This window comes from Amycolatopsis sp. CA-161197, assembly GCF_050942255.1.
Taxonomy (GTDB): Bacteria; Actinomycetota; Actinomycetes; order Mycobacteriales; family Pseudonocardiaceae; genus Amycolatopsis.
In genome coordinates, this window is record NZ_CP192059.1 from 3,030,167 (window position 1) to 3,055,963 (window position 25,797).

At 71.9% G+C, this 25,797-nt stretch carries 26 protein-coding genes; 24 read left to right on the forward strand and 2 right to left on the reverse strand.

The features are described 5' to 3' along the window. Nucleotides 1-38 precede the first annotated feature (38 nt). The 9 genes from ACQPXB_RS14550 to ACQPXB_RS14590 all read left to right on the forward strand — a co-directional run bounded on the left by ACQPXB_RS14550 (nucleotide 39) and on the right by ACQPXB_RS14590 (nucleotide 9,106). Nucleotides 39-524 (forward strand): sigma-70 family RNA polymerase sigma factor, encoded by a 486-nt coding sequence (locus ACQPXB_RS14550; protein WP_364047983.1) that lies wholly within the window; start codon nucleotides 39-41, stop codon nucleotides 522-524. Continuing rightward, nucleotides 521-1,789: a zf-HC2 domain-containing protein gene (locus ACQPXB_RS14555; protein WP_432852205.1), complete on the forward strand. Its 1,269-nt coding sequence runs from the start codon at nucleotides 521-523 to the stop codon at nucleotides 1,787-1,789. Before ACQPXB_RS14550 ends, ACQPXB_RS14555 begins: the two co-directional genes overlap by 4 nt. Before the next feature lie 656 nt (nucleotides 1,790-2,445). Continuing rightward, nucleotides 2,446-3,312, forward strand: coding sequence for a prepilin peptidase (locus tag ACQPXB_RS14560; RefSeq protein WP_432852208.1), 867 nt, complete (start codon nucleotides 2,446-2,448; stop codon nucleotides 3,310-3,312). Nucleotides 3,313-3,356: 44 nt separating this feature from the next. Continuing rightward, nucleotides 3,357-4,544 (forward strand): chorismate synthase, encoded by a 1,188-nt coding sequence (aroC, locus tag ACQPXB_RS14565; protein WP_366583237.1) that lies wholly within the window; start codon nucleotides 3,357-3,359, stop codon nucleotides 4,542-4,544. Beyond that, complete coding sequence (locus tag ACQPXB_RS14570) at nucleotides 4,541-5,065, forward strand: shikimate kinase (RefSeq protein WP_432852211.1); 525 nt, start codon at nucleotides 4,541-4,543, stop codon at nucleotides 5,063-5,065. Before aroC ends, ACQPXB_RS14570 begins: the two co-directional genes overlap by 4 nt. 32 nt (nucleotides 5,066-5,097) lie before the next feature. Then, nucleotides 5,098-6,207 carry a 3-dehydroquinate synthase gene (aroB, locus tag ACQPXB_RS14575; RefSeq protein WP_366583239.1) on the forward strand — a complete coding sequence of 370 codons (1,110 nt, stop codon included), beginning with the start codon at nucleotides 5,098-5,100 and terminating at the stop codon, nucleotides 6,205-6,207. After that, nucleotides 6,204-6,635, forward strand: a complete 432-nt coding sequence (aroQ, locus tag ACQPXB_RS14580) for a type II 3-dehydroquinate dehydratase (RefSeq protein ID WP_432852215.1) — start codon at nucleotides 6,204-6,206, stop codon at nucleotides 6,633-6,635. The genes aroB and aroQ overlap by 4 nt, the downstream gene beginning before the upstream one ends. After that, the gene (locus ACQPXB_RS14585) at nucleotides 6,632-7,555 is read left to right on the forward strand and encodes a GNAT family N-acetyltransferase (RefSeq protein ID WP_432852218.1); all 924 of its coding nucleotides are present in this window, start codon (nucleotides 6,632-6,634) and stop codon (nucleotides 7,553-7,555) included. The genes aroQ and ACQPXB_RS14585 overlap by 4 nt, the downstream gene beginning before the upstream one ends. Before the next feature lie 21 nt (nucleotides 7,556-7,576). After that, nucleotides 7,577-9,106, forward strand: a complete 1,530-nt coding sequence (locus ACQPXB_RS14590) for a beta-xylosidase (protein ID WP_432852221.1) — start codon at nucleotides 7,577-7,579, stop codon at nucleotides 9,104-9,106. Here the strand turns inward: ACQPXB_RS14590 and ACQPXB_RS14595 are convergent. Further along, nucleotides 9,030-9,632, reverse strand: a complete 603-nt coding sequence (locus ACQPXB_RS14595; protein WP_432852224.1) for a B-4DMT family transporter — start codon at nucleotides 9,630-9,632, stop codon at nucleotides 9,030-9,032. The two genes, ACQPXB_RS14590 and ACQPXB_RS14595, sit on opposite strands and share 77 nt — an antisense overlap. A 136-nt stretch (nucleotides 9,633-9,768) precedes the next feature. Here ACQPXB_RS14595 and ACQPXB_RS14600 point away from each other — a divergent pair, with 136 nt between their 5' ends. From ACQPXB_RS14600 to nusB, 3 genes are read left to right on the forward strand one after another with little or no spacing between them, the layout of a single operon-like run. Then, a complete protein-coding gene (locus ACQPXB_RS14600; protein WP_432852227.1) occupies nucleotides 9,769-10,866 on the forward strand; it encodes a M24 family metallopeptidase in 1,098 nt (365 codons plus the stop codon). A 44-nt stretch (nucleotides 10,867-10,910) separates the two neighbouring features. Further along, the gene (gene efp, locus ACQPXB_RS14605) at nucleotides 10,911-11,474 is read left to right on the forward strand and encodes an elongation factor P (RefSeq protein WP_360596650.1); all 564 of its coding nucleotides are present in this window, start codon (nucleotides 10,911-10,913) and stop codon (nucleotides 11,472-11,474) included. Beyond that, the gene (gene nusB, locus ACQPXB_RS14610; RefSeq protein ID WP_366583244.1) at nucleotides 11,474-11,932 is read left to right on the forward strand and encodes a transcription antitermination factor NusB; all 459 of its coding nucleotides are present in this window, start codon (nucleotides 11,474-11,476) and stop codon (nucleotides 11,930-11,932) included. The genes efp and nusB overlap by 1 nt, the downstream gene beginning before the upstream one ends. Nucleotides 11,933-12,336: 404 nt before the next feature. On the opposite strand, the gene bldD is transcribed toward nusB, so the two are convergent. Next, nucleotides 12,337-12,825: a transcriptional regulator BldD gene (bldD, locus tag ACQPXB_RS14615; RefSeq protein WP_003096372.1), complete on the reverse strand. Its 489-nt coding sequence runs from the start codon at nucleotides 12,823-12,825 to the stop codon at nucleotides 12,337-12,339. Nucleotides 12,826-13,086: 261 nt separating this feature from the next. Between bldD and pyrR the strand changes: the two genes are divergently transcribed. The 12 genes from pyrR to metK all read left to right on the forward strand — a co-directional run bounded on the left by pyrR (nucleotide 13,087) and on the right by metK (nucleotide 25,673). Further along, nucleotides 13,087-13,707, forward strand: coding sequence for a bifunctional pyr operon transcriptional regulator/uracil phosphoribosyltransferase PyrR (gene pyrR, locus ACQPXB_RS14620; protein ID WP_366583245.1), 621 nt, complete (start codon nucleotides 13,087-13,089; stop codon nucleotides 13,705-13,707). Continuing rightward, nucleotides 13,704-14,639, forward strand: a complete 936-nt coding sequence (locus ACQPXB_RS14625; protein ID WP_366583246.1) for an aspartate carbamoyltransferase catalytic subunit — start codon at nucleotides 13,704-13,706, stop codon at nucleotides 14,637-14,639. Before pyrR ends, ACQPXB_RS14625 begins: the two co-directional genes overlap by 4 nt. Nucleotides 14,640-14,708: 69 nt before the next feature. Beyond that, nucleotides 14,709-15,995: a dihydroorotase gene (locus ACQPXB_RS14630; RefSeq protein WP_366583247.1), complete on the forward strand. Its 1,287-nt coding sequence runs from the start codon at nucleotides 14,709-14,711 to the stop codon at nucleotides 15,993-15,995. Next, nucleotides 15,995-16,510, forward strand: coding sequence for a transporter (locus tag ACQPXB_RS14635; RefSeq protein ID WP_366583248.1), 516 nt, complete (start codon nucleotides 15,995-15,997; stop codon nucleotides 16,508-16,510). The genes ACQPXB_RS14630 and ACQPXB_RS14635 overlap by 1 nt, the downstream gene beginning before the upstream one ends. Beyond that, nucleotides 16,507-17,640 (forward strand): glutamine-hydrolyzing carbamoyl-phosphate synthase small subunit, encoded by a 1,134-nt coding sequence (gene carA, locus ACQPXB_RS14640; protein ID WP_432852240.1) that lies wholly within the window; start codon nucleotides 16,507-16,509, stop codon nucleotides 17,638-17,640. The genes ACQPXB_RS14635 and carA overlap by 4 nt, the downstream gene beginning before the upstream one ends. Continuing rightward, entirely contained in the window at nucleotides 17,640-20,954 is a 3,315-nt protein-coding gene (gene carB, locus ACQPXB_RS14645; protein ID WP_432852243.1) for a carbamoyl-phosphate synthase large subunit, read from the forward strand. The genes carA and carB overlap by 1 nt, the downstream gene beginning before the upstream one ends. Further along, nucleotides 20,951-21,799 (forward strand): orotidine-5'-phosphate decarboxylase, encoded by an 849-nt coding sequence (gene pyrF, locus ACQPXB_RS14650; protein ID WP_366583251.1) that lies wholly within the window; start codon nucleotides 20,951-20,953, stop codon nucleotides 21,797-21,799. The genes carB and pyrF overlap by 4 nt, the downstream gene beginning before the upstream one ends. 107 nt (nucleotides 21,800-21,906) lie before the next feature. Continuing rightward, complete coding sequence (mihF, locus tag ACQPXB_RS14655; protein ID WP_003096398.1) at nucleotides 21,907-22,224, forward strand: integration host factor, actinobacterial type; 318 nt, start codon at nucleotides 21,907-21,909, stop codon at nucleotides 22,222-22,224. Continuing rightward, nucleotides 22,221-22,883 (forward strand): guanylate kinase, encoded by a 663-nt coding sequence (gene gmk, locus ACQPXB_RS14660; protein WP_366583252.1) that lies wholly within the window; start codon nucleotides 22,221-22,223, stop codon nucleotides 22,881-22,883. The genes mihF and gmk overlap by 4 nt, the downstream gene beginning before the upstream one ends. A gap of 23 nt (nucleotides 22,884-22,906) precedes the next feature. Next, nucleotides 22,907-23,158 (forward strand): DNA-directed RNA polymerase subunit omega, encoded by a 252-nt coding sequence (gene rpoZ, locus ACQPXB_RS14665; protein WP_220247522.1) that lies wholly within the window; start codon nucleotides 22,907-22,909, stop codon nucleotides 23,156-23,158. Continuing rightward, on the forward strand, nucleotides 23,151-24,389 hold the full coding sequence (coaBC, locus tag ACQPXB_RS14670) for a bifunctional phosphopantothenoylcysteine decarboxylase/phosphopantothenate--cysteine ligase CoaBC (RefSeq protein WP_432852248.1): 1,239 nt from the start codon (nucleotides 23,151-23,153) through the stop codon (nucleotides 24,387-24,389). The genes rpoZ and coaBC overlap by 8 nt, the downstream gene beginning before the upstream one ends. Nucleotides 24,390-24,470: 81 nt before the next feature. Continuing rightward, the gene (gene metK, locus ACQPXB_RS14675) at nucleotides 24,471-25,673 is read left to right on the forward strand and encodes a methionine adenosyltransferase (protein WP_360596632.1); all 1,203 of its coding nucleotides are present in this window, start codon (nucleotides 24,471-24,473) and stop codon (nucleotides 25,671-25,673) included. Nucleotides 25,674-25,797: the final 124 nt, after the last annotated feature.

Below are 25,797 nucleotides of genomic sequence, written 5' to 3' on the forward strand. Positions count from 1 at the left end.
GGCTCGCCGTGGGGAGGAGCGACGTCGAGGACCAGCTGATGCGCGCGCTGCACGAGGAACACGCGGCCGCGCTCTGGTCCTACGCCCTGCACCTGACGGGCGGCAACCGGAACCACGCGGAGGACGTGGTGCAGGAGACGCTGCTCCGGGCGTGGCGCCACACCGACGTGCTGGACCAGTCACAGGGCTCGGCCCGCGCGTGGCTGTTCACGGTCGCCCGCCGCATCGCCATCGACGGGTGGCGGTCGGCGACCTCGCGCTCGGAGGTCGTCACCGACGCTCCCCCCGAGCGAGCGGTGGCCGACGGCACCGAGCGCGCCGTGCAGGGCTGGCTGGTGGCCGAGGCGCTGGGCGAGCTCTCGGCCCGCCACCGCGAGGTGCTCGAACTGTGCTACTTCCAGGGGTACTCGGTGGCCGACGCCGCCCACCGCCTGGGCATCGCCGAGGGAACCGTGAAGTCCCGCACGCACTACGCACTACGGGCGCTTCGCCTGGCTTTGGAAGAGCGGGGGGTGACGCAATGACCGCCGACGAGTTCGCGACCTACGACGCCGCGTACGTCCTCGGAGCCCTGTCACCGGAAGACCGGCAGGCATTCGAACAGCACCTGCAGGAGTGCGACCGCTGCGCCGCCGCGGTCCGCGAACTGGCCGGGCTGCCGGGTTTGCTCGCCCAGACCAGGGGTGGTTCACCGGGGGGAGCCCTCGGGCCCGGCAACGGTGAGGGGGACGGTGCGGAGCCACCGCGGGATCCGGGGCCGGTGCCCGATCTGGTGATCGTGGCGGGTGCGGATCTGCCGGATTTGCCGGCGAGGGATGTGCCTGGGTTGGGGCCGGATGTGGCGGGCTCGCCGAAGCCGGGGCCGGACTTGCCTGCGGGTTCGCCGGTGCCGGGTTCGTGGTCGGTGCCTGGGGCGGATTTGCCGGTGTCAGGCTCGCAGTCGCCAGATGCGGCGGGGTCGCGGTCGGTGCCTGGCGCGGATTTGCCGGTCGCGGATCCGGCAGGCTCGCGGTCGCTGCCTGACCGGTTGGCGATGCCGGCTTCGCCGGGGCCGGATGTGCCGGGTTTGCCGGTGCCGGGAGCAGGGCTGGGCGCGCCGCCGGGTTCGGAGCTCAAGCCGGGTTCCGATGTGCCGGCGAGGAATGTGCCGTGGCCGGATGTGCCAGGTTCGCAGAGGCCGGCCGCGGATCCGGCAGGCTCGCGCTCGGTGCCGGACCTGTCGGCTGTGCCGCCGCTGTTGGGCTCGGACTCGGTTCCGGGACTCGACCCGTCAGCGGCGCCGCCGATGCCGGGCTCTCAGGCGATGCCGGACTTGCTGCCGGTGCTGATGCGGAAGGTCCGCCGCCGTCGGTGGATCCGGAACGGGGTGACCGGGGGCGTGGCCGCGCTGGCCGTCGCGGCCGGGGTGGCTCTGGCGGTGTCGCTTTCGCTGCCGGACGTGTCGCCGCCGCCCGCTGCGCCCGCTGTCGCGGCGCCTGTGTCGCCGCCCGAGCTTGCGATGTCGGCCCTCGGCGAATACCCGATCCAGGCCGCGGCCCGCATCGACCCCCAGTCGTGGGGCACCGAGGTCGAAATGTCCTGCAGCTACCGCGGCGGCAAGGGCGGGGACTACTCCCTCGTCGCCCTCGGCCGCGACGGCACCGAGACCCAGCTCGCCACCTGGAAGGCCCTGCCGGAGAACACGGCCAAGGTCGTGGTGGGCACACCGATGAAGTCCCAGGAGATCGCCTCGCTGGAAATCCGGAGCGTGCGAACGGGGAAACCCTTGATGCGCCTGGTTTATCCATGACGCACTGACTCGCGAACCGGCTTCGGCCCGCCCCAATGTGGCGTTGGTTGCGTTCAGCGCAACGAACGCCGCATTGGGTGCGTTGGGTGCAACGTACGCCGCATTGGGGTGCTTGGCGCGGCCTCCGGGTGCGGCGAGCGGCCGGCTCGGATTGTGGCGCGCGGTGGCCGGCCGGTTCGGGTCGTGGGCGCGTGCCCGCAGGGCCGGGCGGGCTCGGTCGTTGTGTGCCTTGGCTTGGTTCGGGTTCCGCCAAGCTGATGCACGGCGGTTTCGGGCGGCCCGTTCGCTCGCCGGTCGTGGCAGCGCGATGGCTCGCCGCGGCGTTCACGGGGCTGCGCGTTGCGCCCGCGGCCGCCGGCCCGCTGTGGTGCCGAGCGGCCCGGGATGGTCGGCAGCAGTGGTGTTTTGGTTTGCCGCGCGGCCGGCCTGGGCTATGGGTGCTTGGCGCGGCCTCCAGGTGCCGCGAGCGGCTGGCTCGGGTTGTGCGCGCGTGCCGGAAGGCCGGCTCGGGTGGCCTGAGCCGGCGGCGGTTTGGGGGTGCTGTGCGGCCGGTTTGGGTTGCCCGGTCGGGTGAATCGGGGCGGTTTTCGGCGCGAGGGGTCCACTCGCGACCGGCGCGGCTTGGCGGGGTGGGCGGGCGCTGTCAACGTGGGTGCATGTCCTGGGGATTGGTCGTGGCAGGTGGGGCGGTGGTGCCCCTCCTCGTGTGGTTGCTGAGGCGGGCGGGTGCGCCCGTGTCGGCGGTTGTGGCTGTTGTCGTGGTGGTGGCGGCGCTGCTTGTCGTCGGGTGGCGGTGGCGGGAGGGGCGCTGGGCGGAGTGGTGGTGGCCGGTGCCGTGGGTGCTCACGGTGGTCGGGGTGCCGTTGTGTCTGGCGGACGTCCGGTATCGGAGGTTGCCGGATGTGGTGACATTGCCGGCGTATCCCGCGATGGCGATCGCCCTCGGAGTGGCGGCGGCGAATGGGGGTGGGGCGACGCTTCTCGCGGGCGCGGTGGAGGGCGTGCTTGTGTTCGGCGGTGTCCACCTCGTTGTCCACCGGCTCAAGCCCGCGCAGCTCGGGGCCGGAGACGTGAAGCTCGCCGGCGTGCTGGGTGCGGTGCTGGGTGCGCTGGGATGGGCGTCGGTGGCAGTCGCGGCAGTGGTAGCGGCTGGGGTGAGCGCCGTCGTGGCCGTGGGAGCGCAGGTGCCGGTCATCGCCAAGCGGGTGCGCCGCGCCGAACCAGCAGGCGGGCTTCCCCCGCCGACCACCTCGCGGAAGACGGCATCAGGCGGCCTTGTGGCACCCGCCACCTCGCGGAAGACGGCATCAGGCGGGCTTGCGGCACCCGCCACCTCACGGAAAACCGCATCAGGCGCGCCTCCGCCGTCCCCCGCCTCGCCGACACACCCACCGCAACCCCGGGCAAGCCCTCGCCTCCACCGAGCCATTCGCCACCGCGTGCCCCACGGGCCGGCGTTGGTGGTCGCGGCCTGGACGTGCGCGGTGTTCCCCGGGGTGGGTTCGGGGGTGGTGCCCAGCTGAGGGCCTGTCACAGGTGACGCCGTAACACGTGACAGGATTAGCCGGTGTTGCGCTGGATCACCGCAGGAGAATCGCACGGACCCGCCCTCGCCGCTGTGCTCGAGGGCCTGCCCGCTGGTGTGGAGGTGACCACCGGAGACCTCACCGCGCAGCTTGCGCGGCGGCGGCTCGGGTTCGGTCGCAGCCCGCGCATGGGGTTCGAGACCGACCACGTGCAGATCCTGGGCGGAGTCCGCCACGGGATCTCGCAGGGTGGCCCCATCGCGGTGCAGATCGAGAACGCCGAGTGGCCCAAGTGGGAGCAGGTCATGGCGGCCGACCCCGTGGACCCCGAGGTGCTCGCCGGCCTGGCGCGCAACGAGCCGCTCACGCGGCCGCGCCCGGGACACGCCGATCTGCCCGGCATGCAGAAGTACGGCTTCGACGAGGCCCGTCCGGTGCTGGAGCGCGCGAGCGCCCGCGAGACGGCGTCGCGCACGGCGCTGGGCACGGTGGCGCGCAACTTCCTGCGCCAGCTGCTGGGCGTGGAGGTGCTGAGCCACGTCGTGTCGATCGGTGGCGCCGACGCGCCCGAGGGGCCGCTGCCGCAGCCGGGTGACCTGGCCGCGATCGACGAGAGCCCCGTGCGGGCGTTCTCGGCCGAGGGCACCGAGGCGATGATCGCCGAGGTCGACGCCGTGCGGAAGGCGGGCGACACCGTCGGCGGCGTGATCGAGGTGCTCGCCTACGGGCTGCCGCCGGGCCTCGGCTCCCACGTGCACTGGGACCGCCGCCTCGACGCGCGCCTCGCGGGGGCGCTCATGGGCGTGCAGGCCATGAAGGGCGTCGAGGTCGGCGACGGCTTCACCACCGCGCGCCGCTGGGGCAGCCAGGCCCACGACGAGATCGACCGCGGCACCGGCCCGGTCGGTGTCACGCGCCGCTCCAACCGCGCGGGCGGCCTCGAAGGCGGCATCACCAACGGCGAGCCCCTGCGCGTGCGCGTGGCGATGAAGCCGATCTCGACCGTGCCGAAGGCGCTGTCCACGGTGGACGTGCGCACCGGCGAGCCGGCCGTCGCGATCCACCAGCGCTCCGACGTGTGCGCCGTGCCGCGGGCGGGCGTCGTGCTCGAGTCCGTGGTGGCGCTGGTGCTGGCCGACGCCGCGCTGGAGAAGTTCGGCGGCGACTCGCTGGCCGAGAGCAAGCGCAACGCCGAGGGCTACCTGAAGGCGCTCGAGGAGCGCTGGTGAGCCCCCGCGCCGTGGTCGTGGGACCGCCGGGCTCGGGCAAGAGCACGGTGGGCCCGCTGCTCGCCGAGGCGCTCGGGGTGGCGTTCCGCGACACCGACGACGACATCGTCGAACGCGCCGGCCGCGCGATCTCCGACATCTTCGCCGACGACGGCGAGCCGGCGTTCCGCGCGCTCGAAGCGCAGGCCGTGTCCACCGCCCTCGACGAGCACGACGGCGTCCTCTCCCTCGGCGGCGGCGCTCCGCTGACCCCCGAGACCCGGGCGTTGCTGGCGAAGCACACCGTGGTGTTCCTGAACGTCGGCCTCGCCGCCGGCGTGCAGCGCACCGGCCTGTCGAGCGCGCGCCCGCTGCTCGCGGGCGTGAACCCGCGCGCCACGTTCAAGTCCCTGCTCGACGCGCGCCTGCCCGTGTACCGCGAGGTGGCGACGATCGAGATCGAGACCGACCACCGGTCACCCGCCGAGGTGGTGGCCGCCGCGGTCGCCGCGATCGAGCCCGCCGAGGCGCGCGAGCAGTAAGACCGGCAGAACCAGGAGTAGTGAGGAAGCCCGTGTCCCAACCCGTCCGGATCCGCGTCGCGACCGCGCACCCGTACGACGTGCTCGTGGGCCGCGGCCTGCTCGCCGAGCTCACCGCGCAGCTCGCCGACGCGTCGAAGATCGCGCTGATCCACCCGCCCACGCTCACCGCCACCGCCGAGGCCGTGCGCGACGAGCTCGCCGAAGCGGGCCTCGACGCCCACCGCGTGGAGATCCCGGACGCCGAGGACGGCAAGGCCTTCTCCGTCGCCAGTTTCTGCTGGGAGGTCCTCGGCCGGATCGGGCTCGACCGCCGCGGCGTGGTCGTGGGTCTGGGCGGCGGCGCCGTGACGGACCTGGCCGGCTTCGTCGCCGCCACCTGGATGCGCGGCGTGCGCCTGGTCAACGTGCCGACCACGCTGCTCGGCATGGTCGACGCGGCCGTCGGCGGTAAGACGGGCATCAACACCGAGGCCGGCAAGAACCTCGTGGGCGTGTTCCACGAGCCGAGCGCCGTGCTCGTCGACCTCGCGACGCTGGAAACCTTGCCCCGCAACGAACTCGTCGCCGGCATGGCCGAGGTCGTGAAGACGGGCTTCATCGCCGACCCGCGCATCCTGGAGCTCATCGAGCAGGATCCCGAAGCCGCCCTCGACCCGACCGGAGACGTGCTGGCCGAGCTGGTCCGCCGCTCGATCCAGGTCAAGGCCGACGTCGTCGCCGCCGACCTGCGCGAGTCCGACCTGCGCGAGATCCTCAACTACGGCCACACCCTCGGCCACGCCATCGAGCGCCGCGAGCGCTACCGCTGGCGCCACGGCGCGGCCGTGAGCGTGGGCCTGGTGTTCGCGGCCGAGCTCGCCCGCCTCGCCGGGCGCCTCGACGACGAGACCGCCGCGCGCCACGCGTCCGTGCTGAAGCTGATCGGCCTGCCGACCACCTACGACCCCGACGCGCTGGGGCAGCTCATCGAAAGCATGAAGGGCGACAAGAAAACCCGCTCTGGTGTGCTCCGGTTCGTGGTCCTCGACGCGCTCGCCAAGCCCGGCCGCCTCGAAGGCCCGGACCCGGCGCTGCTGGCCGCCGCGTACTCGGCGGTCGCGGCCGACGCCCCCAAGAACGGCGGGAGCGTGCTGCTGTGAAGGTCTTCGTCTTCAACGGCCCCAACCTCGGCCGCCTCGGCAAGCGCGAGCCCGCCGTCTACGGTTCCACGACGCACGACGACCTCGCAGCCCTCTGCGTGAAGACGGGCACCGAGCTCGGCCTCGACGTCGAGGTGCGCCAGACCGACCACGAGGGCGAGCTCGTCGGCTGGCTCCACGAGGCCGCCGACGGCGGAAACCCGGTCGTGCTCAACGCCGGCGCCTGGACGCACTACTCGATCGCCGTGCGCGACGCCGCCGCGCAGCTGTCCGCGCCGCTGATCGAGCTGCACATCAGCAACGTCCACAAGCGCGAGCAGTTCCGCCACCACAGCGTGCTCTCCGACATCGCCACCGGCGTCATCGTGGGCCTCGGCGTCGACGGCTACGGCCTCGCGCTGCACTGGGTCGCGGCCAACGCGAAGTGACCCCGGAGCTCACCACCGATCGCCTGCGGCTGCGGGCCCTGACCGAAGCCGACACCGACGCCGTGGTGGCGGTGTTCACCGACCCGGAGATGAGCCGGTTCTTCGCCGCCGACTTCTCCGACCCCGCCCAGGCCCGCGCCATGGTGGCCCGCCGCCTCGCCTACGACGGGCCCGAAGGCCAAGGCCACTGGGTGGTCGAGCACGAGGGCGAAGTCGTCGGCGTCGCCCACCTGCGCCCGTCGTCCGAGCTGCCCGGCGACGTCGCCGAGCTGGGCTACTACATCGCCGCGAAGCACGCGGGGAAGGGCTTCGCCACCGAAGCCGGCCGCGCGCTCGTGGACCACGGCCTCACCACGCTCGGCGTGCCCGCCGTGTGGGCGCTCGTCCACGAGGACAACGCGGCCAGCCTCGCGATCACCCGCCGGCTCGGCTTCCTCGACGTCGGCTCCGGCGTGCACTACGGCGACGTGCACCGCGTGCTCGTCGCGCTGCCCACCGCGCACGGGCGGGCGCACCACATCGAGCTCTGGGTGCCCGACCTCGCGCGCGCCGAACGCAGCTGGGGCTGGCTGCTTCAGCGGCTGGGCTGGCGCGAGTTCCAGCGCTGGCCCGACGGCGTCAGCTGGCGCCTCGGCCCCACCTACCTCGTGGTGGAAGCCTCGCCCGCGATGGCGACGGGGCCGCACGAGCGCCTGCGCCCCGGCCTCAACCACCTCGCCCTGCACGTCGCCACCCGCGCCGAGGTCGACGAACTCGCGGCCGGCGGGCACGGCTGGCGGCCGCTGTTCGCGGACCGTTTCCCCTACGCGGGCGGGAAACCGCACTACGCGGCCTACCTCGAGAACGACGACGGCTTCGAGGTCGAGCTTGTTGCCCTCGAACACCCACCAGACGGGGACACGTTCACCCAACCGGGTTAGGACTGGTTAGACTCGGCCATCATGCACCCGTTTCGTGGCGGGGTTCGGCGACCCGCGCGAGCCCTCTTCGCCCTGGCGTTGTCGGGGGTCGTGGTGGCGGGCTGCAGCGACAGCTACGCGCAGACCCAGGCCGACGGTCCCGGCCACGGCGGCATCGCGGGCGGCAAGCCGGCTCCGGCCAAACCCCCGCGCGTGGCGAACGTCCCGCTGGAGACCGCGAAAGGTCGTCAGAGCAACGGAGTGGTCGCCGCCGGCGCTGCCGACGCGGTCTACAACTACGGCCCCACCGCGATGGTCGAAAACGGCAAGACCCGCCTGTGGTGGTGCAGCCAGTACGGCAGCGCGGCGCCGCCCGGCGACGACATCCTCTACGCCGAAGCGCCTTCGGCCGACGGTCCCTTCACCGGACCGGGTGGCGGCGCGCCGATCGCGGTCCTGTCCGGTTCACCCGGCGCGTTCGACGGCGTGCACACGTGCGACCCGTCCGTGCTGCGCGTCGGCGGCACCTACTACCTGTACTACACCGGCGCGGCGGGCGACCACGCGCTCGGCAACGCCATCGGCCTCGCGACGAGCGCCGACGGCATCCACTGGACCCGCGCGGCGGGCGGGAAACCGATCCTCGGGCCTTCGCACGACGTGCACCGCGACAACGTCTACGGCGCCGGCCAGCCCTCGGTCGTGTTCCTCGACGGCTGGTACTACCTCATGTTCACCGACACCACCGGCCGCGCCGCCGGCTGGAACGGCGCCGGCCAGTTCGTGATCCGCTCCCACGACCCGGCGTTCCGCAGCGGCGTGGAAGCGTTGGGGGAGCAGGGTTTCGCACCCGTATCGAGCACCTCGGCACCACGTGAGCGCTCGGTAGTCGACGGCTTCAGTGCCGACCTCGAATGGGTCGGCGCGCTCGACGCGTTCGTGATCGCCCACGAGACCGCGGCGGGCACCTCGCTCACCTTCTGGGACAAGGACTTCACGCTCCAGCCCTACACACCGCTGGTGATCCCCGGCGCGTGGAAGGAAGGGCCCGGCCTCGTCCGGCGCCCGGACGGCCACGCCCCGACGTCGGTCACCGACCCGTGCGACACCGTCTCGTTCGACGTCGTGCGCGCGACGGAGATCGGTTCCGCGGGCGCGCCGACGGGCCTGAAGCACTTCGGGCTCGACGTCCAGGGCGCCGGCGGCTGTTCGAGCCCCGATCGCGTGACCACGACGTTCGACGGCGTCGCGATGCCGTCACCGGACCGCCGGATGGACCTGTTCCGCCGCGGCGTGCGCATCCGCGTCGACCGCCGCTCGGTCGCCGCCGCCCTCGCGGGCGAGGTCGTGGACCGGCCGCTCGCGCCCGTCGCCGGGCTGCCGGTGAAGGCGACGCTGAAGTCGGGCACGAACGTGGTCCACTCGTACGGCCTCGGGTACGGCGTGGTGCTCGGCAACGAGCTCTACGGCCTGCCCGACACCACGATCGTGGGTCTCAACGGGGCCGAGGTGACGGAGATCGACCCGCGACAGTGGGACGCCTACGCCCCCGGGCTCCCGCTGGGCGGCTGACGGGCGACGGCTTCGGCCGCGGCGCGCCGGCCGGCTCGGCCTCGGGTTCCGGCAGCTCCAGCTGACCCGACTGGCTGCCCGAACCATCGTTGTCGTCGTACTCCTCGGGCTCCGGCTCCTCGTCCACGGGTGCGGGCCGCCGCACGCGCGAGCCGACGAACAGCCCCAGCCCGGCCGGCACCAGCACCAGCAGCGCCGAGAACGCCGCGCCTCCCGTGAGCGCCGCGCCCAGCTCGGAGGTTCCGGTCTGGTCGACGAACACCGCGCGGCCGATCACGTACAGGATGCCGGAGACGACGCCGGCCACCAGCGAGGCGATGAACCAGGCCCGGCCGCGGTCCGGCTTGCCGCGCCAGCCGTCGATCGCGCTCCACAGCGCCGCGACGCCCACCAGCACGGCGAGGGTGACGGACGTGATCACCGTCTGGTCGGTCGGGTGGAACACGGACCACTTGGCGAGCAGCGTCATGGCGGCGGCGTGGACGACGGCCATGACCAGCCCGCGAGTCAACCAGGCACCCAGCATGGACGGAGTGTAGGTGCCACCGGGTGAACGCCGTGTGGTCCGTCCGGATCAGCGGCCCCGCGTGCCCGGCCGGCTGCGGTCCGCGACCACCGCGAGCGTCCCCGGACCGGGCGATCCGCGTGGCTAAGCTGGCCGGGTGCCTGAAACCCATGCTCACCGTCGCGGCGCGCTGCGGTCCCTGATCACCGAGTCCGGGGTCGACGCGCTGCTGGTCACCGACCTGCTCAACATCCGCTACCTCACCGGGTTCACCGGGTCGAACGCCGCGCTGCTCGTGCACGCCGGCGGAGAGGCGCAGACCGTGTTCTGCACCGACGGCCGCTACACGACCCAGTCGGCGTCCGAGGTGCCCGACCTCGAACGCGTGATGGGCCGCGCCAGCGACCGCGTGCTCGCCGATTTCGCGGCCCGCGCCCACTCGACCTACGGGCGTACCGGGTTCGAGAGCCAGCACGTGAGCGTGGAAGACCACGAGGTGCTCAAGGTGTGCTTCGACAAGGTGACGCTGGTCCGCACGCCCGGGCTGATCGAGCAGCTGCGCGCGGTGAAGGACGAGGTCGAGGTCGCGGCCCTGCGCTCGGCCTGCGCGGCGGCCGACCGCGCGCTCGCCGACCTGGTGGCGGCCGGCGGCCTGCGCGCCGGGCGCACCGAGCTGGAAGTGGCGCGCGACCTGGAGAATCGCATGCTGGAGCACGGCTCGTCGGAGCCGTCCTTCGCCACGATCGTGGCCGCCGGGCCCAACTCGGCGATCCCGCACCACCAGCCCACTGGAGCCGAGCTGCGCGAAGGCGACTTCGTGAAGCTCGACTTCGGCGCGACGGTCGACGGCTACCACTCCGACATGACCCGCACGTTCGTGCTCGGCAAGGCCGCCGACTGGCAGCGCGAGCTCTACGACCTGGTCCACCGCGCCCAGGCGGCCGGTACGGCGGCGGTGTTCCCGGGCGCCGACGTGTCCGAAGTGGACGCCGCGGCCCGCTCCGTGATCGCCGAGGCGGGCCGCGCGGAGGAGTTCGCGCACGGCCTCGGCCACGGCGTCGGGCTCGAGGTGCACGAGGCGCCCAGCCTCGCTACCACGGGCGTCGGTACACTGTCCGCCGGTATGGCGGTCACCGTCGAGCCCGGCGTCTACCTCGCGGGGCGCGGTGGCGTGCGCATCGAGGACACGCTCGTCGTGCGGGACTCCGGGCCCGAACTCCTCACCCTGAGCACCAAGGACCTCGTGGCCGTCTGAGACGGGCCGCGGACGAAGAGATCGACACAGGAGACCGAAAGCTCGTGGCCACCACCAACGACCTGAAGAACGGGCTCGTCCTCAACCTCGAGGGCCAGCTCTGGACCGTCACCGCGTTCCAGCACGTCAAGCCGGGCAAGGGCGGCGCCTTCGTGCGCACCACGCTCAAGCACGTGCTGACGGGGAAGGTCGTCGACAAGACCTTCAACGCCGGCACGAAGGTCGAAACGGCCACCGTGGACCGCCGGAACATGACCTACCTGTACAAGGACGGCCAGGACTTCGTGTTCATGGACGGCGACACCTACGACCAGATCACGGTTCCGGCCGAGGTCGTGTCGGACAACGCCAACTACATGCTCGAGAACACCGAGGTCCAGGTCGCGGTGCACGAGAACGAGCCGCTGTACGTCGAGCTCCCGACCTCGGTCGAGATCCTCATCCAGCACACCGACCCCGGCCTGCAGGGCGACCGCTCCACCGGTGGCACCAAGCCGGCGACGCTCGAGACCGGCGCCGAGATCCAGGTGCCGCTGTTCGTCTCGACCGGCGAGAAGATCAAGGTCGACACGCGTGACGGCCGGTACCTCGGCCGCGTCTCCGGCTGATGGCGGACAAACAGAAGCCGCACCCGAACCGCGGCGGTGCGATCAGCAGGCGGCAGGCCCGCCGGCGTGCCGTCGAGATGCTGTACGAAGCGTCGCAACGCGGCACCGACCCGGTCACGCTGCTGGCCGACCGGGTCGGGTCCACCGACGTCGACCCGGTCGCCGACTACACGATCACCGTCGTGGAGGGCGTCACGACCCACCGCGAGCAGGTCGACGAGCTGCTGGCCGAGCACGCGCAGGGCTGGACCCTGGACCGCATGCCGCCGGTCGACCTGGCGGTCCTGCGCGTGGGCGTCTACGAGATGCTCTGGTCTTCCGACGTGCCCGACCCCGTCGCAATCGACGAGGCCGTGGGACTGGCGAAGGAGCTCTCGACCGACGACTCGCCGCGGTTCGTCAACGGCGTGCTCGGGCGCATCGGGACGATCGCCGACCGCCTGCGGGCCGTGCTCTGACCCGCTGACGGCCGCAGTCTCGAAGACAGCCGAAAACAAGCGAAAACCGCCGAAGGCCGCGAGCTCCGTGAAGGAGCCGCGGCCTTCGGCGTTGTGCTGGTGCCCCCAGGAAGCCTCACGAGTGGGGTCCGGAAGAGGTCTTCGTCACACCCAGCGTTCTCCGGCCGGTTCGGGGCCGTGCTCGGGCCCGCCCGGGCGTCGCCCGGTGAACCGGGTTCACCGTCACCGCAAATCGGAAGCGCTAGCCCGAACGGGTCACGTGCCGGAACGGCGGACGCGGGTGCGAGGGGACGGCCGGAGCGATGTTGATCACCGTCCGCAGCCGGTCCGGCGGTGTCCGAAGCTCGGTGGGTGTTTCCGGTGCCCCGCCGAAAACACCCACCGCGTCGGGCAACCGCCGCCCATCAGTCTTCTTTGGACGGACGGGCCTCGGGCGGCAGGACACCCCAGTCGATGAGCTGTTCGGTGAGCTCACCGGGGGTCATGTCGTAGATGATCGCGAGCGAGCGCAGGTCCTCGGTGCGGATGGAGAGCACCTTGCCGTTGTAGTCGCCGCGCTGGCTCTGGATCGTGGCCGCGTACCGCGCGAGCGGGCCGACCTTCTCCGCGGGCAGCTGCTGGAGCCGCTCGAGGTTGATCACGATCTTCGTGGCGGGCTCGGCACCCGAGGGCACACGGCCCTCCGGCAGCAGTTCGACCACCGGTACACCGTAGAAGTCGGCCAGCTCGGCCAGCTTCTGGACGGTGACGGCGCGGTCGCCACGCTCGTACGAGCCGACGACGACGGCCTTCCAGCGGCCGCCCGACTTCTGCTCGACCCCGTGCAGGGAGAGGCCCTGCTGCTGGCGGATCCCGCGGAGCTTGGCCCCGAGCGCCTTGGCGTAATCGCCCATCTGGTGGTTCTCCGTTTCCTCACCCCCACGCCGGTCGGGGTGACCGGTCAGGGGACTCCTCGAGTCGAATACTCAGAGTAATGGTTACGCATAGTTGTCACCAGGTCAAGCAGTAGGTCTCCGTACCTGGTCGCGGACGTGGGCACACCACCCGGAAGGCTGATTGACCGCTCCTGCTACTGTCGGTGCGATTTCCCCGCACGAGCTGGGAGTCGACGTCCTTTAAGGACCCGTCCAGAGAGGCGGGGAAGGAGGTCCGCCTTGTCGTCACGTCCGCGTGGCGCGGCGGAACCGGCCGGGGAGCGCGAGCTTCTTTCGGCCGGCGATGTCGCGCGCACGATAGCCCGGATGGCCCATCAGGTCATCGAGAAGACCGCACTCGGTGCGAGCGCTTCCGGTGACCCCGGCTCACCCGGTGATCAAGCCCCGCCGGTGCTGCTGGGCATCCCCACCCGCGGTACTCCGCTGGCCACCCGGCTCGCCGGGAAGATCGGCGAGTTCTCCGGGGTCGTCCCCCCGACGGGGGCCCTCGACGTCACCCTGTACCGCGACGACCTGCGCCGCCGCCCGCCGCGCGCGCTGGAGCAGACGCAGCTGCCGCCCGGCGGCATCGACGACCGGGTGGTGATCCTGGTCGACGACGTGCTGTTCTCCGGCCGCACCATCCGCGCCGCGCTCGACGCCCTGCGCGACCACGGCCGCCCGCGCGCCGTGCAGCTGGCCGTGCTCGTCGACCGCGGCCACCGCGAGCTGCCGATCCGCGCCGACTACGTCGGCAAGAACGTGCCCACCGCGCGGGCCGAGGGCGTGTCCGTGCTGTTGTCCGAAACGGACGGGCGCGACGCGGTCCTGCTCCGTGCGCCGGAAGGAGAGTCCCGGTGAAGCACCTGCTCGCCACCGACGGTCTGGACGCCGACACCGCCACGGCCGTCCTCGACACCGCCGACGAGCTGAAGCACACGCTGCTCGGCCGGGAGGTCCGCAAGCTGCCGACGCTGCGCGGCCGCACGGTGATCACCCTGTTCTACGAGAACTCCACCCGCACGCGCGTGTCGTTCGAGATCGCCGGAAAGTGGATGAGCGCCGACGTGATCAACGTCTCGGCGTCGAGCTCCTCGGTGAACAAGGGCGAGTCGCTGCGGGACACCGCGCTGACGCTCGCCGCCGCGGGTGCCGACTGCGTGATCGTCCGGCACCCCGCCTCGGGCGCCGCGCACCGGCTGTCGGGCTGGCTCGCCGAGGCCGGCACCGCAGTGGTCAACGCGGGCGACGGCACCCACGAGCACCCCACGCAAGCGCTGCTCGACGCGGCGACCCTGCGCGAACGGCTCGGGTCGCTGAAGGACCGCCGGGTGGCGATCGTCGGCGACGTGCTGCACAGCCGCGTCGCCCGGTCGAACATCCACCTGCTGAGCACCCTCGGCGCGGAGGTAGTGCTCGTCGCACCGCCGACGCTGCTGCCGGTCGGCGTGGAGACGCTGCCGGTCACGGTCTCGCACGACCTCGACGCCGAACTGCCGGCCGTCGACGCCGTGATGATGCTGCGCGTCCAGGCGGAACGCATGCACGGCGGGTTCTTCCCGTCCTCACGCGAGTACTCGATCTCCTACGGCCTGTCCGAGCGGCGCCAGCGGCTGCTGCCGGACCACGCCGTGGTGCTGCACCCCGGTCCGATGCTGCGCGGGATGGAGATCGCCTCGGCGGTCGCCGACTCCCCGGCGTCGGCCATCACCGAACAGGTCCGCAACGGCGTCCACGTGCGCATGGCGGTCCTCTACCACTTGCTGGCCAGTGAAGGAGGCAACCGTGACTGACAATCGATGCCTTACCGGTCGCGGTTGCCGACCGGGTGCGGGTGTCCCGCAAGACACAGGAGCCGCTGCGTGAGCCTCGTGATCAAGGGCGCCCGTCCGTACGGGGAGGGCGAACCGGTGGACGTCCTCGTCGAGGACGGCGTGATCACCGCGATCGGTGCCGTCGAGGTCCCGGAAGACGCCGAGGTCCTCGACGCCGGGGGACAGGTGCTGCTGCCCGGGTTCGTCGACCTGCACACCCACCTGCGCGAGCCCGGCCGCGAGGACACCGAGACGATCGAGACCGGCTCGGCCGCCGCGGCGCTGGGCGGCTACACGGCCGTGTTCGCCATGGCCAACACCGACCCGGTGGCCGACAACGCGCTCGTGACCGACCACGTGTGGCGCCGCGGGCAGGAGGCCGGGCTGGTCGACGTGCACCCGGTCGGCGCCGTCACGGTGGGGCTCAAGGGCGAGAAGCTCGCCGAGCTCGGCACGATGGCCAAGGGCACCGCCGCCGTGCGCGTGTTCTCCGACGACGGCGTGTGCGTGGCCGACCCGCTGCTGATGCGCCGTGCGCTCGAATACTCGACCGCGCTCGACGCCGTGATCGCCCAGCACGCCGAGGAGCCGCGGCTCACGGTCGGCGCGCAGGCCAACGAGGGCGAGAACTCCGCGCGCCTGGGCTACCCGGGCTGGCCGGCTTCGGCCGAGGAGTCGATCGTCGCGCGCGACTGCCTGCTCGCGCTGCACGCGAAGGCGCGGCTGCACGTCTGCCACGTGTCCACTTCGGGCACCGTCGACGTGCTGAAGTGGGCGAAGGACCGCGGCACCAAGGTGTCGGCGGAGGTCACGCCGCACCACCTGCTGCTCACCGACGAGCGCCTCGAGACCTACGACCCGGTCAACAAGGTGAACCCACCGCTGCGCACGGGCGGCGACGTCGAGAAGCTGCGCGCGGCGCTGGCCGAGGGCGTGATCGACTGCGTCGCCACCGACCACGCGCCGCACGCCGTGCAGGACAAGGACACGGAGTGGAGCGCTGCGCGCCCGGGCATGCTGGGCCTGCAGACCGCGCTGTCGGTCGTCGTCCGCGCGATGGTGGAGCCGGGCCTGCTCGACTGGCGCGGCGTCGCCCGCGTGATGAGCGAGCGGCCCGCCGCGATCGGCAACCTGCCCGACCACGGCCGCCCGCTCGAGGTCGGCGAACCCGCGAACCTGACCCTCGTGGACCCGGGTGCGGAGTGGACGGTGCGTGGCGCGGAGCTCGCCAGCATCTCCGCGAACACCCCGTACGAGGGAATGCGGCTGCCCGCCGTGGTGACGGCCACCGTGCTGCGCGGGCGGATCACCGCGCGCGAAGGGAAGATCTGCTGATGGACCGGTTCCTCCTCACACTGGGGATCGTCGTCTTCTTCCTCCTGTGCCTGTGGGGCATGTGGGTGGGCTGGCGGCGCAAGTCGCGCTCGCAGAGCGCGCAGGTGCCGCCGTTCCCGGGAATTCCCGGGGAACCCGGTGAGATCCTGCTGGAGTCGACCGGGCTCTACGTCAGCACCACCACCGCGGGCAACTGGCAGGACCGGGTCGTCACCCGGGGCGCGGGGCTGCGCACCGGCGCGGTCTGGCGCCTGCACCCGGGCGGCATCGCGGTGGAACGCGGTGGTGCGCCCGACTTCTGGATCCCGCGCGACGCGGTCACCGGGATCCGCCGCGACTCGAAGATCGCCGGGAAGGTGATGGGCACCGACGCGCTGCTCGTCGTCACCTGGCGCCTGGGAGACGCGGACCTGGACACCGGCTTCCGCGGCGACGACCTCGACGACTATCCACAGTGGATCGACCAGCTTTCCCCCGACAACTCGGATCACGACATCAAGGGAGGTGCCCAGTGAGCACCGCGAACGGCACCCGCGTCCCCGCCGCCCTGGTTCTGGAGGACGGCCGGGTCTTCCGCGGCGCGGCCTACGGCGCGCGCGGGCGGACGCTCGGCGAGGCGGTGTTCTGCACCGGCATGACCGGCTACCAGGAGACGCTGACCGACCCGTCCTACCACCGGCAGATCGTGGTGCAGACCGCGCCGCAGATCGGCAACACCGGCTGGAACGACGAGGACGACGAATCGGCCCGCATCTGGGTCTCGGGTTACGTGGTCCGCGACCCGGCCCGCACGCCGTCCAACTGGCGCAGCAAGCGCGGCCTCGACGAAGAGCTGGCCCGCCAGGGCATCGTCGGCATCTCCGAGGTCGACACGCGCACGCTCACCCGCCACCTGCGCGAGCAGGGCGCGATGCGCGCCGGCGTGTTCTCCGGCGACGCGCTGGGCAGCGACGAGCAGATGGTGGCCGAGGTCCTGGCGAGCCCGCAGATGAAGGGCGCCGACCTCGCGGGCGAGGTCTCCACGGACAAGCCCTACGTCGTCGAGGCGCAGGGCGAACGGCGGTTCCGCGTCGCCGCGCTCGACCTGGGCATCAAGTCCAACACCCCGCGCCTGATGACGCAGCGGGGCATCGAGGTCCACGTGCTGCCCGCCGCGACCACGGTCGAGGAGCTGCTCGCGGTCGAGGCCGACGGCGTCTTCCTCTCCAACGGCCCGGGCGACCCCGCGACCACCACGCACGCCACCGCGCTGACGAAGGCCGTGCTGGAGCGCGAGATCCCGCTGTTCGGCATCTGCTTCGGCAACCAGATCCTCGGCCGCGCGCTGGGGCTGGGCACCTACAAGATGCGCTACGGCCACCGCGGCATCAACATCCCGGTGATCGACGTGGCCACCGGCCGTGTCGCGATCACGGCGCAGAACCACGGCTTCGCGCTCGAAGGCGAGCCCGGCCAGCGGTTCGAGTCGCCCTACGGCGCGGCGCAGATCAGCCACTACTGCCCCAACGACGACACCGTCGAGGGCGTGCGCGCCTTCGACGTGCCGGCGTTCTCGGTGCAGTACCACCCCGAAGCCGCGGCCGGACCGCACGACGCGGCGCCCCTGTTCGACGAGTTCGTTGAGTTGATGGAGAAGAAGGCCTGATGCCGAAGAGGACGGACATCCAGCACGTGCTGGTGATCGGCTCCGGGCCGATCGTGATCGGGCAGGCCGCCGAGTTCGACTACTCGGGCACGCAGGCCTGCCGGGTGCTGCGGGCCGAGGGCCTGCGCGTGAGCCTGGTGAACTCGAACCCGGCCACCATCATGACCGACCCCGAGTTCGCCGACGCCACCTACATCGAACCGGTCACGCCGGACTTCGTGGAGAAGGTCATCGCGGTGGAGCGGCCGGACGCGATCCTCGCGACCCTCGGTGGCCAGACCGCGCTCAACTGCGCGGTCGCGCTGCACGAGCGCGGCGTGCTCGAGAAGTACGGCGTGGAGCTGATCGGCGCCGACATCGACGCCATCCAGCGCGGCGAGGACCGGCAGAAGTTCAAGGACATCGTGCGCACGATCGGCGCCGAGGTCCCGCGCAGCCGCGTCTGCAACACGATGGAGGACGTGCGCGCCACGGTCGCCGAGCTCGGCCTGCCGGTGGTGATCCGGCCGTCGTTCACCATGGGCGGCCTGGGCTCCGGCCTGGCCTACACGCCCGAGGAGCTGGAGCGCCTGGCGTCCACCGGCCTGAGCGAGTCGCCGGTCACCGAGGTGCTCATCGAGGAGAGCGTGCTCGGCTGGAAGGAGTACGAGCTCGAGCTGATGCGCGACAAGCACGACAACGTCGTGGTCGTCTGCTCGATCGAGAACGTCGACGCGATGGGCGTCCACACGGGCGACTCCGTCACCGTCGCGCCCACGATGACGCTCACCGACCGCGAGTACCAGGTGATGCGCGACGTCGGCATCGCCGTGCTGCGCGAGGTCGGCGTGGACACCGGTGGCTGCAACATCCAGTTCGCGATCAACCCCGACGACGGGCGCATGGTCGTGATCGAGATGAACCCGCGTGTATCGCGTTCCTCGGCGCTCGCGTCGAAGGCCACCGGGTTCCCGATCGCCAAGATCGCCGCGAAGCTCGCCATCGGCTACACGCTCGACGAGATCCAGAACGACATCACCGGCGAGACCCCGGCGGCCTTCGAGCCGACGCTGGACTACGTCGTGGTGAAGATCCCGCGCTTCGCGTTCGAGAAGTTCCCGGGCGCGGACCCGACGCTCACGACGACGATGAAGAGCGTCGGCGAGGCGATGTCCTTCGGCCGCAGCTTCCCCGAGGCGCTCGGCAAGGCCATGCGGTCGATCGAGACCAAGGCGACCGGGTTCTGGACCCTGCCGGACCCCGAGGGCGCGACCATGGAGTCCACTTTGGACGCCCTGCGCGTGCCGCACGAGGGCCGGCTGTACGAGGTGGAGCGGGCGCTGCGCCTGGGCGCCACCGTCGAGCAGGTGCACGAGGCCAGCGGCATCGACCCGTGGTTCGTGGACCAGATCGCGCTGATCGGCGAGGTCGGTTCCGAGGTGCGCGACGCGCCGGTGCTCGACGGCGAGCTGCTGCGCCGCGCCAAGCGCACGGGCCTGTCCGACCGCCAGATCGCCGCGCTGCGCCCCGAACTGGCGGGGGAGGACGGCGTGCGCTCGCTGCGCCACCGCCTCGGCGTGCGGCCGGTGTTCAAGACCGTGGACACCTGCGCGGCCGAGTTCAAGGCGGACACGCCGTACCACTACTCGGCCTACGAGACCGATCCCGCGGCGCAGTCGGAGGTCGTGGCGCAGGGTGACAAGCTGAAGGTGCTCATCCTCGGCTCCGGCCCGAACCGGATCGGGCAGGGCATCGAGTTCGACTACTCCTGCGTGCACGCGGCGATCGCGCTGCGCGAGGCCGGGTTCGAGGCCGTGATGGTCAACTGCAACCCCGAGACCGTCTCCACCGACTACGACACCTCCGACCGCCTGTACTTCGAGCCGCTGTCCTTCGAGGACGTGCTCGAGGTCGTGCACGCGGAGCAGCAGTCGGGCACCGTCGCGGGCGTGATCGTGCAGCTCGGCGGCCAGACCCCGCTGGGTCTCGCGAAGCGCCTGGCCGACGCCGGGGTGCCGGTGGTCGGCACGCCGCCGGAGGCCATCAACCTGGCCGAGGACCGCGGCGCGTTCGGCGAGGTGCTCGGCGACGCCGGGCTGCCCGCGCCGAAGTACGGCACGGCGACGTCGTTCGAGGGCGCCAAGCGGATCGCCGACGAGATCGGCTACCCGGTGCTCGTGCGCCCGTCCTACGTGCTCGGCGGGCGCGGCATGGAGATCGTCTACGACGAGGAGTCCCTCGCCGGCTACATCCGCCGCGCCACCGAGGTCACGCCCGAGCACCCGGTGCTCGTCGACCGCTTCCTCGACGACGCCATCGAGATCGACGTCGACGCGCTGTTCGACGGCGAGGAGCTCTACCTCGGCGGCGTGATGGAGCACATCGAGGAGGCCGGCATCCACTCCGGCGACTCCTCGTGCGCGCTGCCGCCGATCACGCTCGGCGCCACTGACCTCGAAGAGGTGCGCCGCTCCACCGAGGCGATCGCCCGCGGTGTCGGCGTGCGCGGCCTGCTGAACGTGCAGTACGCGCTCAAGGACGACGTGCTGTACGTGCTGGAGGCGAACCCGCGTGCCTCGCGCACGGTGCCGTTCGTCTCGAAGGCCACCGCGGTGCCGCTCGCGAAGGCGGCGGCGCTGGTCATGACCGGCTCGACGATCAAGGACCTGCGCGCCTCGGGCGTGCTGCCCGCCGAGGGCGACGGCGGCCGGATGCCGGCCGACTCGCCGGTGGCGGTCAAGGAGGCCGTCCTGCCGTTCCACCGCTTCCGCACGCCGGAGGGCCACGGGGTGGATTCCTTGCTGGGCCCGGAGATGAAGTCCACGGGCGAGGTGATGGGCGTGGACGTGTCCTTCGGGAAGGCGTTCGCGAAGTCCCAGAGCGGCGCGTACGGCTCGCTGCCGACGTCCGGGCGCGTGTTCGTCTCGGTGGCCAACCGCGACAAGCGCTCGATGGTCTTCCCGGTGAAGCGGCTGGCGGACCTCGGGTTCGAGATCCTGGCGACCTCGGGCACCGCGGAAGTGTTGCGGCGCAACGGAGTCGACTGCACGGTCGTGCGCAAGCACTACGAAGGCTCGACCGAAGCCGAGCCGAACATCGTGGACGTGATCCTCGCCGGCGGCGTCGAGATGGTCATCAACACGCCGTACGGCAACAGCGGCCCGCGCATCGACGGCTACGAGATCCGCACCGCGGCGGTGTCGCGCGACATCCCGTGCATCACCACCGTGCAGGGCGCCGCGGCGGCCGTGCACGGCATCGAGGCGCTCATCCGGGGTGACATCGGGGTGCGGAGCCTTCAGAGCCTCCAGGCGGCGCTGAAGGCCACGTCGTGAGCGGGCCCGAGCGGTTCGGCGCGCGCCTGGCGAGAGCGGTGGCGGCCCGCGGGCCGCTGTGCGCCGGGATCGACCCGCATCCGGGCCTGATCGAGTCGTGGGGCCTGCCCCTGGACGTGAGTGGTCTGGAACGGTTCGCGCTGGCCGCCACGGAGGCCCTGGCGGCCGTCACTGCGATCGTGAAGCCGCAGTCGGCGTTCTTCGAGGCGTTCGGCCCGCCCGGCGTGGCGGTGCTCGAACGCGTCGTGGACGCGGCCCACGACGCCGGTGCGCTCGTGCTGCTGGACGTGAAGCGCGGCGACATCGGCTCCACGATGGCGGCCTACACGGCCGCGTATGTGGCCGACAAGGCCGCGTTCACGGCCGACGCGGCCACCGTTTCGCCGTATCTCGGGTTCGGCGCGCTCGATCCCGCCGTGGTGGCCGCCACGGCGGCGGGCAACGGCTTGTTCGTGCTCGCGCGCACGTCGAACCCGGAGGCCCACGCGCTGCAGAGCGCGCGGCTCGCGGACGGCCGCACGGTGGCCCAGAGCATCGTCGACGCGGCCGCGGACCACAACGCCGGTGCCGAGCCCCTCGGCGACGTCGGCGTGGTCGTGGGAGCCACGATCAGCCCCGGTGAGCTGGACCTTTCGCGGCTCAACGGACCGGTGCTGGCGCCCGGTTTCGGCGCCCAGGGGGCAACTGTGGCGGACTTAAGGGCAGTCTTCGGGCCCGGTCTGCCGGGGGTGCTGCCGGCGTCTTCGCGCGACCTGCTGCGCCACGGTCCGGACCCCGAGGCCATGCGCCGCGAGGTCGCGCGGGTCGCCGCGCTGCTGGGCCACACAGCCGAAAAAGACCAATAGCAGGCCCCGGAATCGGCCTCCACCAGCCACCCCCGCATTGTGGCGCCTGCTCAAGGGTGGGTACCGTCGCGTCACCCACCCAGATTTGAGAACTACCGGAGGAAAACGTGGCACTTCCCCAGCTGACAGAGGAACAGCGTGCTGCGGCGCTGGAGAAGGCCGCCGCCGCCCGCCGCATCCGTGCTGAGCTGAAGGAGCGGCTGAAGCGGGGCGGTACCACTCTGGTCGACGTGCTGAAGCAGGCCGAGGAGAACGAAGTCCTCGGCAAGATGAAGGTTTCGGCCCTGCTCGAGGCTCTCCCCGGCGTCGGCAAGGTTCGTGCCCAGCAGACCATGGAACGACTGGAGATCGCGCCCAGCCGCAGGCTCCGCGGGCTCGGCGACCGGCAGCGCAAGGCGCTGCTGGCCGAGTTCAGCGGAGAGTGAGCGGCGTCGGTCAGGACTACCCGGTGATCCGGGGCACCGACCGCGACGGTGAGCCGGTGGCGGGGGACACCTCCCGCCACCGGCTCACCGTCGTCTCGGGGCCTTCCGGAGTCGGGAAGTCGAGCGTGGTGGGGGAGCTGCGCAAGCTCGAACCGGACATCTACTTCAGCGTTTCGGTCACGACGCGGAAGCCGAGGCCCGGAGAGGTCGACGGGAGCCACTACCACTTCGTGGAGCGGGCGGAGTTCGACCGGATGGTCGCCGAGGGGCGGCTGCTGGAGTGGGCGGAGTTCGCGGGCAACTGCTACGGCACGCCGCGCGAGCCCGTGGAGCGGGCCCTGGCCGAGGGCCGGCCCGCCGTGCTGGAGATCGAACTGCAGGGCGCGCGGCAGGTCCGGGCGGCCATGCCGGAGGCCCGGCTGGTGATGCTGATGCCGCCGTCGTGGGACGAGCTGGTCGGCAGGCTCACCGGGCGCGGCACCGAGTCGGAGGCCGCCGTGCAGGCCCGGCTCGCCGAGGCGGAACGCGAACTGGCGGCCGCGGGCGAGTTCGACCACCGGCTCGTGAACGCCGACGTGGGGACCGCCGCGGCGCGGTTGCTAGACTTGATTACCGGTGGCGATTCCTCTGCCGCCGATATCCTGGACGAGACGGAGTAGCACGAGTGGCTGTTCAACAGGCGATGCTTGAAGAGCTCGAGGGCATCACCAACCCGCCGATCGACGACCTGCTCGAAAAGGTCTCCTCGAAGTACGCGCTGGTGATCTACTCGGCCAAGCGCGCGCGTCAGATCAACGACTACTACGCCCAGCTGGGCGAGGGTCTGCTGGAGTACGTCGGCCCCCTCGTGGAGCCGGGCCCCCGCGAGAAGCCGCTGTCGATCGCGCTGCGCGAGATCCACGGTGGCCTGCTCGAGCACACCGAGGGTGAGTGACACCAAGCCCAGGATCGTCCTGGGCGTGGGCGGCGGCATCGCCGCCTACAAGGCCTGTGAGGTCCTGCGAGGCCTCACCGAGTCCGGGCACGACGTCCGCGTGGTGCCCACCGAGGCCGCGCTGAACTTCGTCGGCGCGGCCACCTTCGAGGCCCTCTCGGGACACCCGGTGCACACCGGGGTGTTCACGGAGGTGCCCGAGGTGCAGCACGTGCGCGTCGGCAAGGAAGCCGACCTCGTGCTGATCGTCCCGGCGACCGCCAACCTGCTGGCCAAGGCCGCGCACGGCATCGCCGACGACCTCCTCACCACGACCCTGCTCACCGCCCGGTGCCCGGTCGCCTTCTTCCCGGCGATGCACACGGAGATGTGGGAGCACCAGGCCACGCAGGACAACGTCGCATTGCTGCGGTCGCGCGGCATGGTCGTGACCGAGCCCGCCGCCGGCCGCCTCACGGGCGTCGACACCGGCAAGGGCCGGCTGGCCGACCCGGCCGAGATCGTGGACCTGGCCCGCCTGCTCCTCGACGAGCCCCGCGCGCTGCCGCGCGACCTCGAGGGCCTGCGCGTGGTCGTCTCCGCGGGCGGCACGCGGGAGCCGCTGGACCCCGTCCGCTACCTGGGCAACCGTTCGTCGGGCAAGCAGGGTTTCGCGCTCGCGCGCGTGGCTGCCCAGCGCGGTGCCGACGTGACGTTGATCGCCGCCCACACCGTGGAGCTGCCCCAACCCACCGGTGCGCGCGTGGAGCGCGTGTCGAGCGCGGAGGAGCTGCGCAAGGCGGTGCACGCGGCCGCCGCGGACGCCGACGTGGTCGTGATGGCCGCCGCCGTCGCCGACTTCCGGCCGGCGACCCGGGCCGACTACAAGATCAAGAAGTCCGATGACTCGCCCGACCCGGTGATCACCCTCGACCGCAACGCCGACATCCTCGCCGAGCTGGTCCAGGGCCGGCGCGAGGGCCAGACGGTGGTCGGGTTCGCCGCCGAGACGGGCGACGAGCACGGCAGCGTGCTGGACCACGCGCGCACGAAGCTGCGGCGCAAGGGTGCCGACCTGCTGGTGGTCAACGCGGTGGGCGACGGCAAGGCGTTCGGCACGGAGGACAACTCCGGCTGGCTGCTGGCCGCCGACGGCACCGAGCAGGCGATCCCGCTCGGCGCGAAGGCGCGGCTCGCGGCCACAGTGTGGGACGCTGTAACAAGCTTGCGCGAACGTCGACTCCAGCACTAGGCCTTCTGGGTAATGTAGGGCCGTGTAAGGGGTACCTAAGTTCGCGGGTACCGAGCCGAAACCGAGGGAAGTGACGAGGTCGTGACTGCGTCCACCAAAAGGCTGTTCACGTCGGAATCGGTGACCGAGGGCCATCCCGACAAGATCTGTGACGCCATCAGCGACTCGATCCTCGACGGCCTGCTCACCAAGGACCCGCGCAGCCGGGTCGCCGTGGAGACGCTCATCACCACGGGCCAGGTGCACGTGGCCGGTGAGGTGACCACCGAGGCCTACGCCGACATCCCCACGATCGTGCGGGACGTGATCCTGCGGATCGGCTACGACTCGTCGGCCAAGGGCTTCGACGGCAACTCGTGCGGCGTCAACGTGGCGATCGGCTCCCAGTCGCCGGACATCGCGCAGGGCGTCGACACCGCGTACGAGTCGCGCGTGGAATCCGACGAGGACGAGATCAACCGCCAGGGCGCCGGCGACCAGGGCCTGATGTTCGGCTACGCCTGCTCGGACACGCCCGAGCTGATGCCGCTGCCGATCGCGCTGGCCCACCGCCTGTCGCGCCGGCTGACCGCGGTCCGCAAGGACGGCGTGCTGCCGTACCTGCGCCCGGACGGCAAGACCCAGGTCACCATCGAGTACGCGGGTGAGCAGCCCGTGCGCCTCGACACGGTCGTCGTGTCCACGCAGCACGCCGACGGCATCGACCTCGAGCAGATGCTCGGCGTCGACGTGAAGCAGCACGTGGTGGAGCCGGAGCTGGCCGAACTGGGCCTCGACACCTCCGGCACCCGCCTGCTGGTCAACCCGACCGGCCGCTTCGTGATCGGCGGCCCGATGGGCGACGCCGGCCTGACCGGCCGCAAGATCATCGTCGACACCTACGGCGGCATGGCCCGCCACGGCGGTGGCGCCTTCTCGGGCAAGGACCCGTCCAAGGTCGACCGCTCCGCCGCGTACGCGATGCGCTGGGTGGCGAAGAACGTCGTCGCCGCCGGGCTGGCCGGGCGCGTCGAGGTGCAGGTGGCCTACGCGATCGGCAAGGCCGCGCCGGTGGGCCTGTTCGTGGAGACGTTCGGCACCGAGACGGTCGACCCGACGAAGATCCAGGACGCCATCAGCGAGGTCTTCGACCTCCGCCCGGCCGCGATCATCCGCGACCTCGACCTGCTGCGCCCGATCTACGCGCCGACCGCCGCGTACGGCCACTTCGGCCGCACGGACCTCGACCTGCCCTGGGAGAGCACCGCACGCGCCGACGCGCTGCGTTCGCTCGCGGGTGCCTGAGTTTCCGCCTGTTCTGCCGTTCGTGAAGGGCCCTGTGAAGGAATCGGATTCCTTCGCGGGGCCCTTCACGGCTTTCCGGCTGCGGCGCCGCTCTTGCGCAGCGCACCCCAATGTGGCGTTCGTT

Bases quoted from the DNA above. Each gene is read 5' to 3' on its own strand.
- ACQPXB_RS14550 (WP_364047983.1), top strand. From the start codon at position 39: ATGCGCGCGCTGCACGAGGAACACGCGGCCGCGCTCTGGTCCTACGCC.
- ACQPXB_RS14555 (WP_432852205.1), top strand. From the start codon at position 521: ATGACCGCCGACGAGTTCGCGACCTACGACGCCGCGTACGTCCTCGGA.
- ACQPXB_RS14560 (WP_432852208.1), top strand. From the start codon at position 2,446: ATGTCCTGGGGATTGGTCGTGGCAGGTGGGGCGGTGGTGCCCCTCCTC.
- ACQPXB_RS14590 (WP_432852221.1), top strand. From the start codon at position 7,577: ATGCACCCGTTTCGTGGCGGGGTTCGGCGACCCGCGCGAGCCCTCTTC.
- ACQPXB_RS14595 (WP_432852224.1), bottom strand. From the start codon at position 9,632: ATGCTGGGTGCCTGGTTGACTCGCGGGCTGGTCATGGCCGTCGTCCAC.
- nusB (WP_366583244.1), top strand. From the start codon at position 11,474: ATGGCGGACAAACAGAAGCCGCACCCGAACCGCGGCGGTGCGATCAGC.
- bldD (WP_003096372.1), bottom strand. From the start codon at position 12,825: ATGGGCGATTACGCCAAGGCGCTCGGGGCCAAGCTCCGCGGGATCCGC.
- ACQPXB_RS14635 (WP_366583248.1), top strand. From the start codon at position 15,995: ATGGACCGGTTCCTCCTCACACTGGGGATCGTCGTCTTCTTCCTCCTG.
- carB (WP_432852243.1), top strand. From the start codon at position 17,640: ATGCCGAAGAGGACGGACATCCAGCACGTGCTGGTGATCGGCTCCGGG.
- rpoZ (WP_220247522.1), top strand. From the start codon at position 22,907: ATGCTTGAAGAGCTCGAGGGCATCACCAACCCGCCGATCGACGACCTG.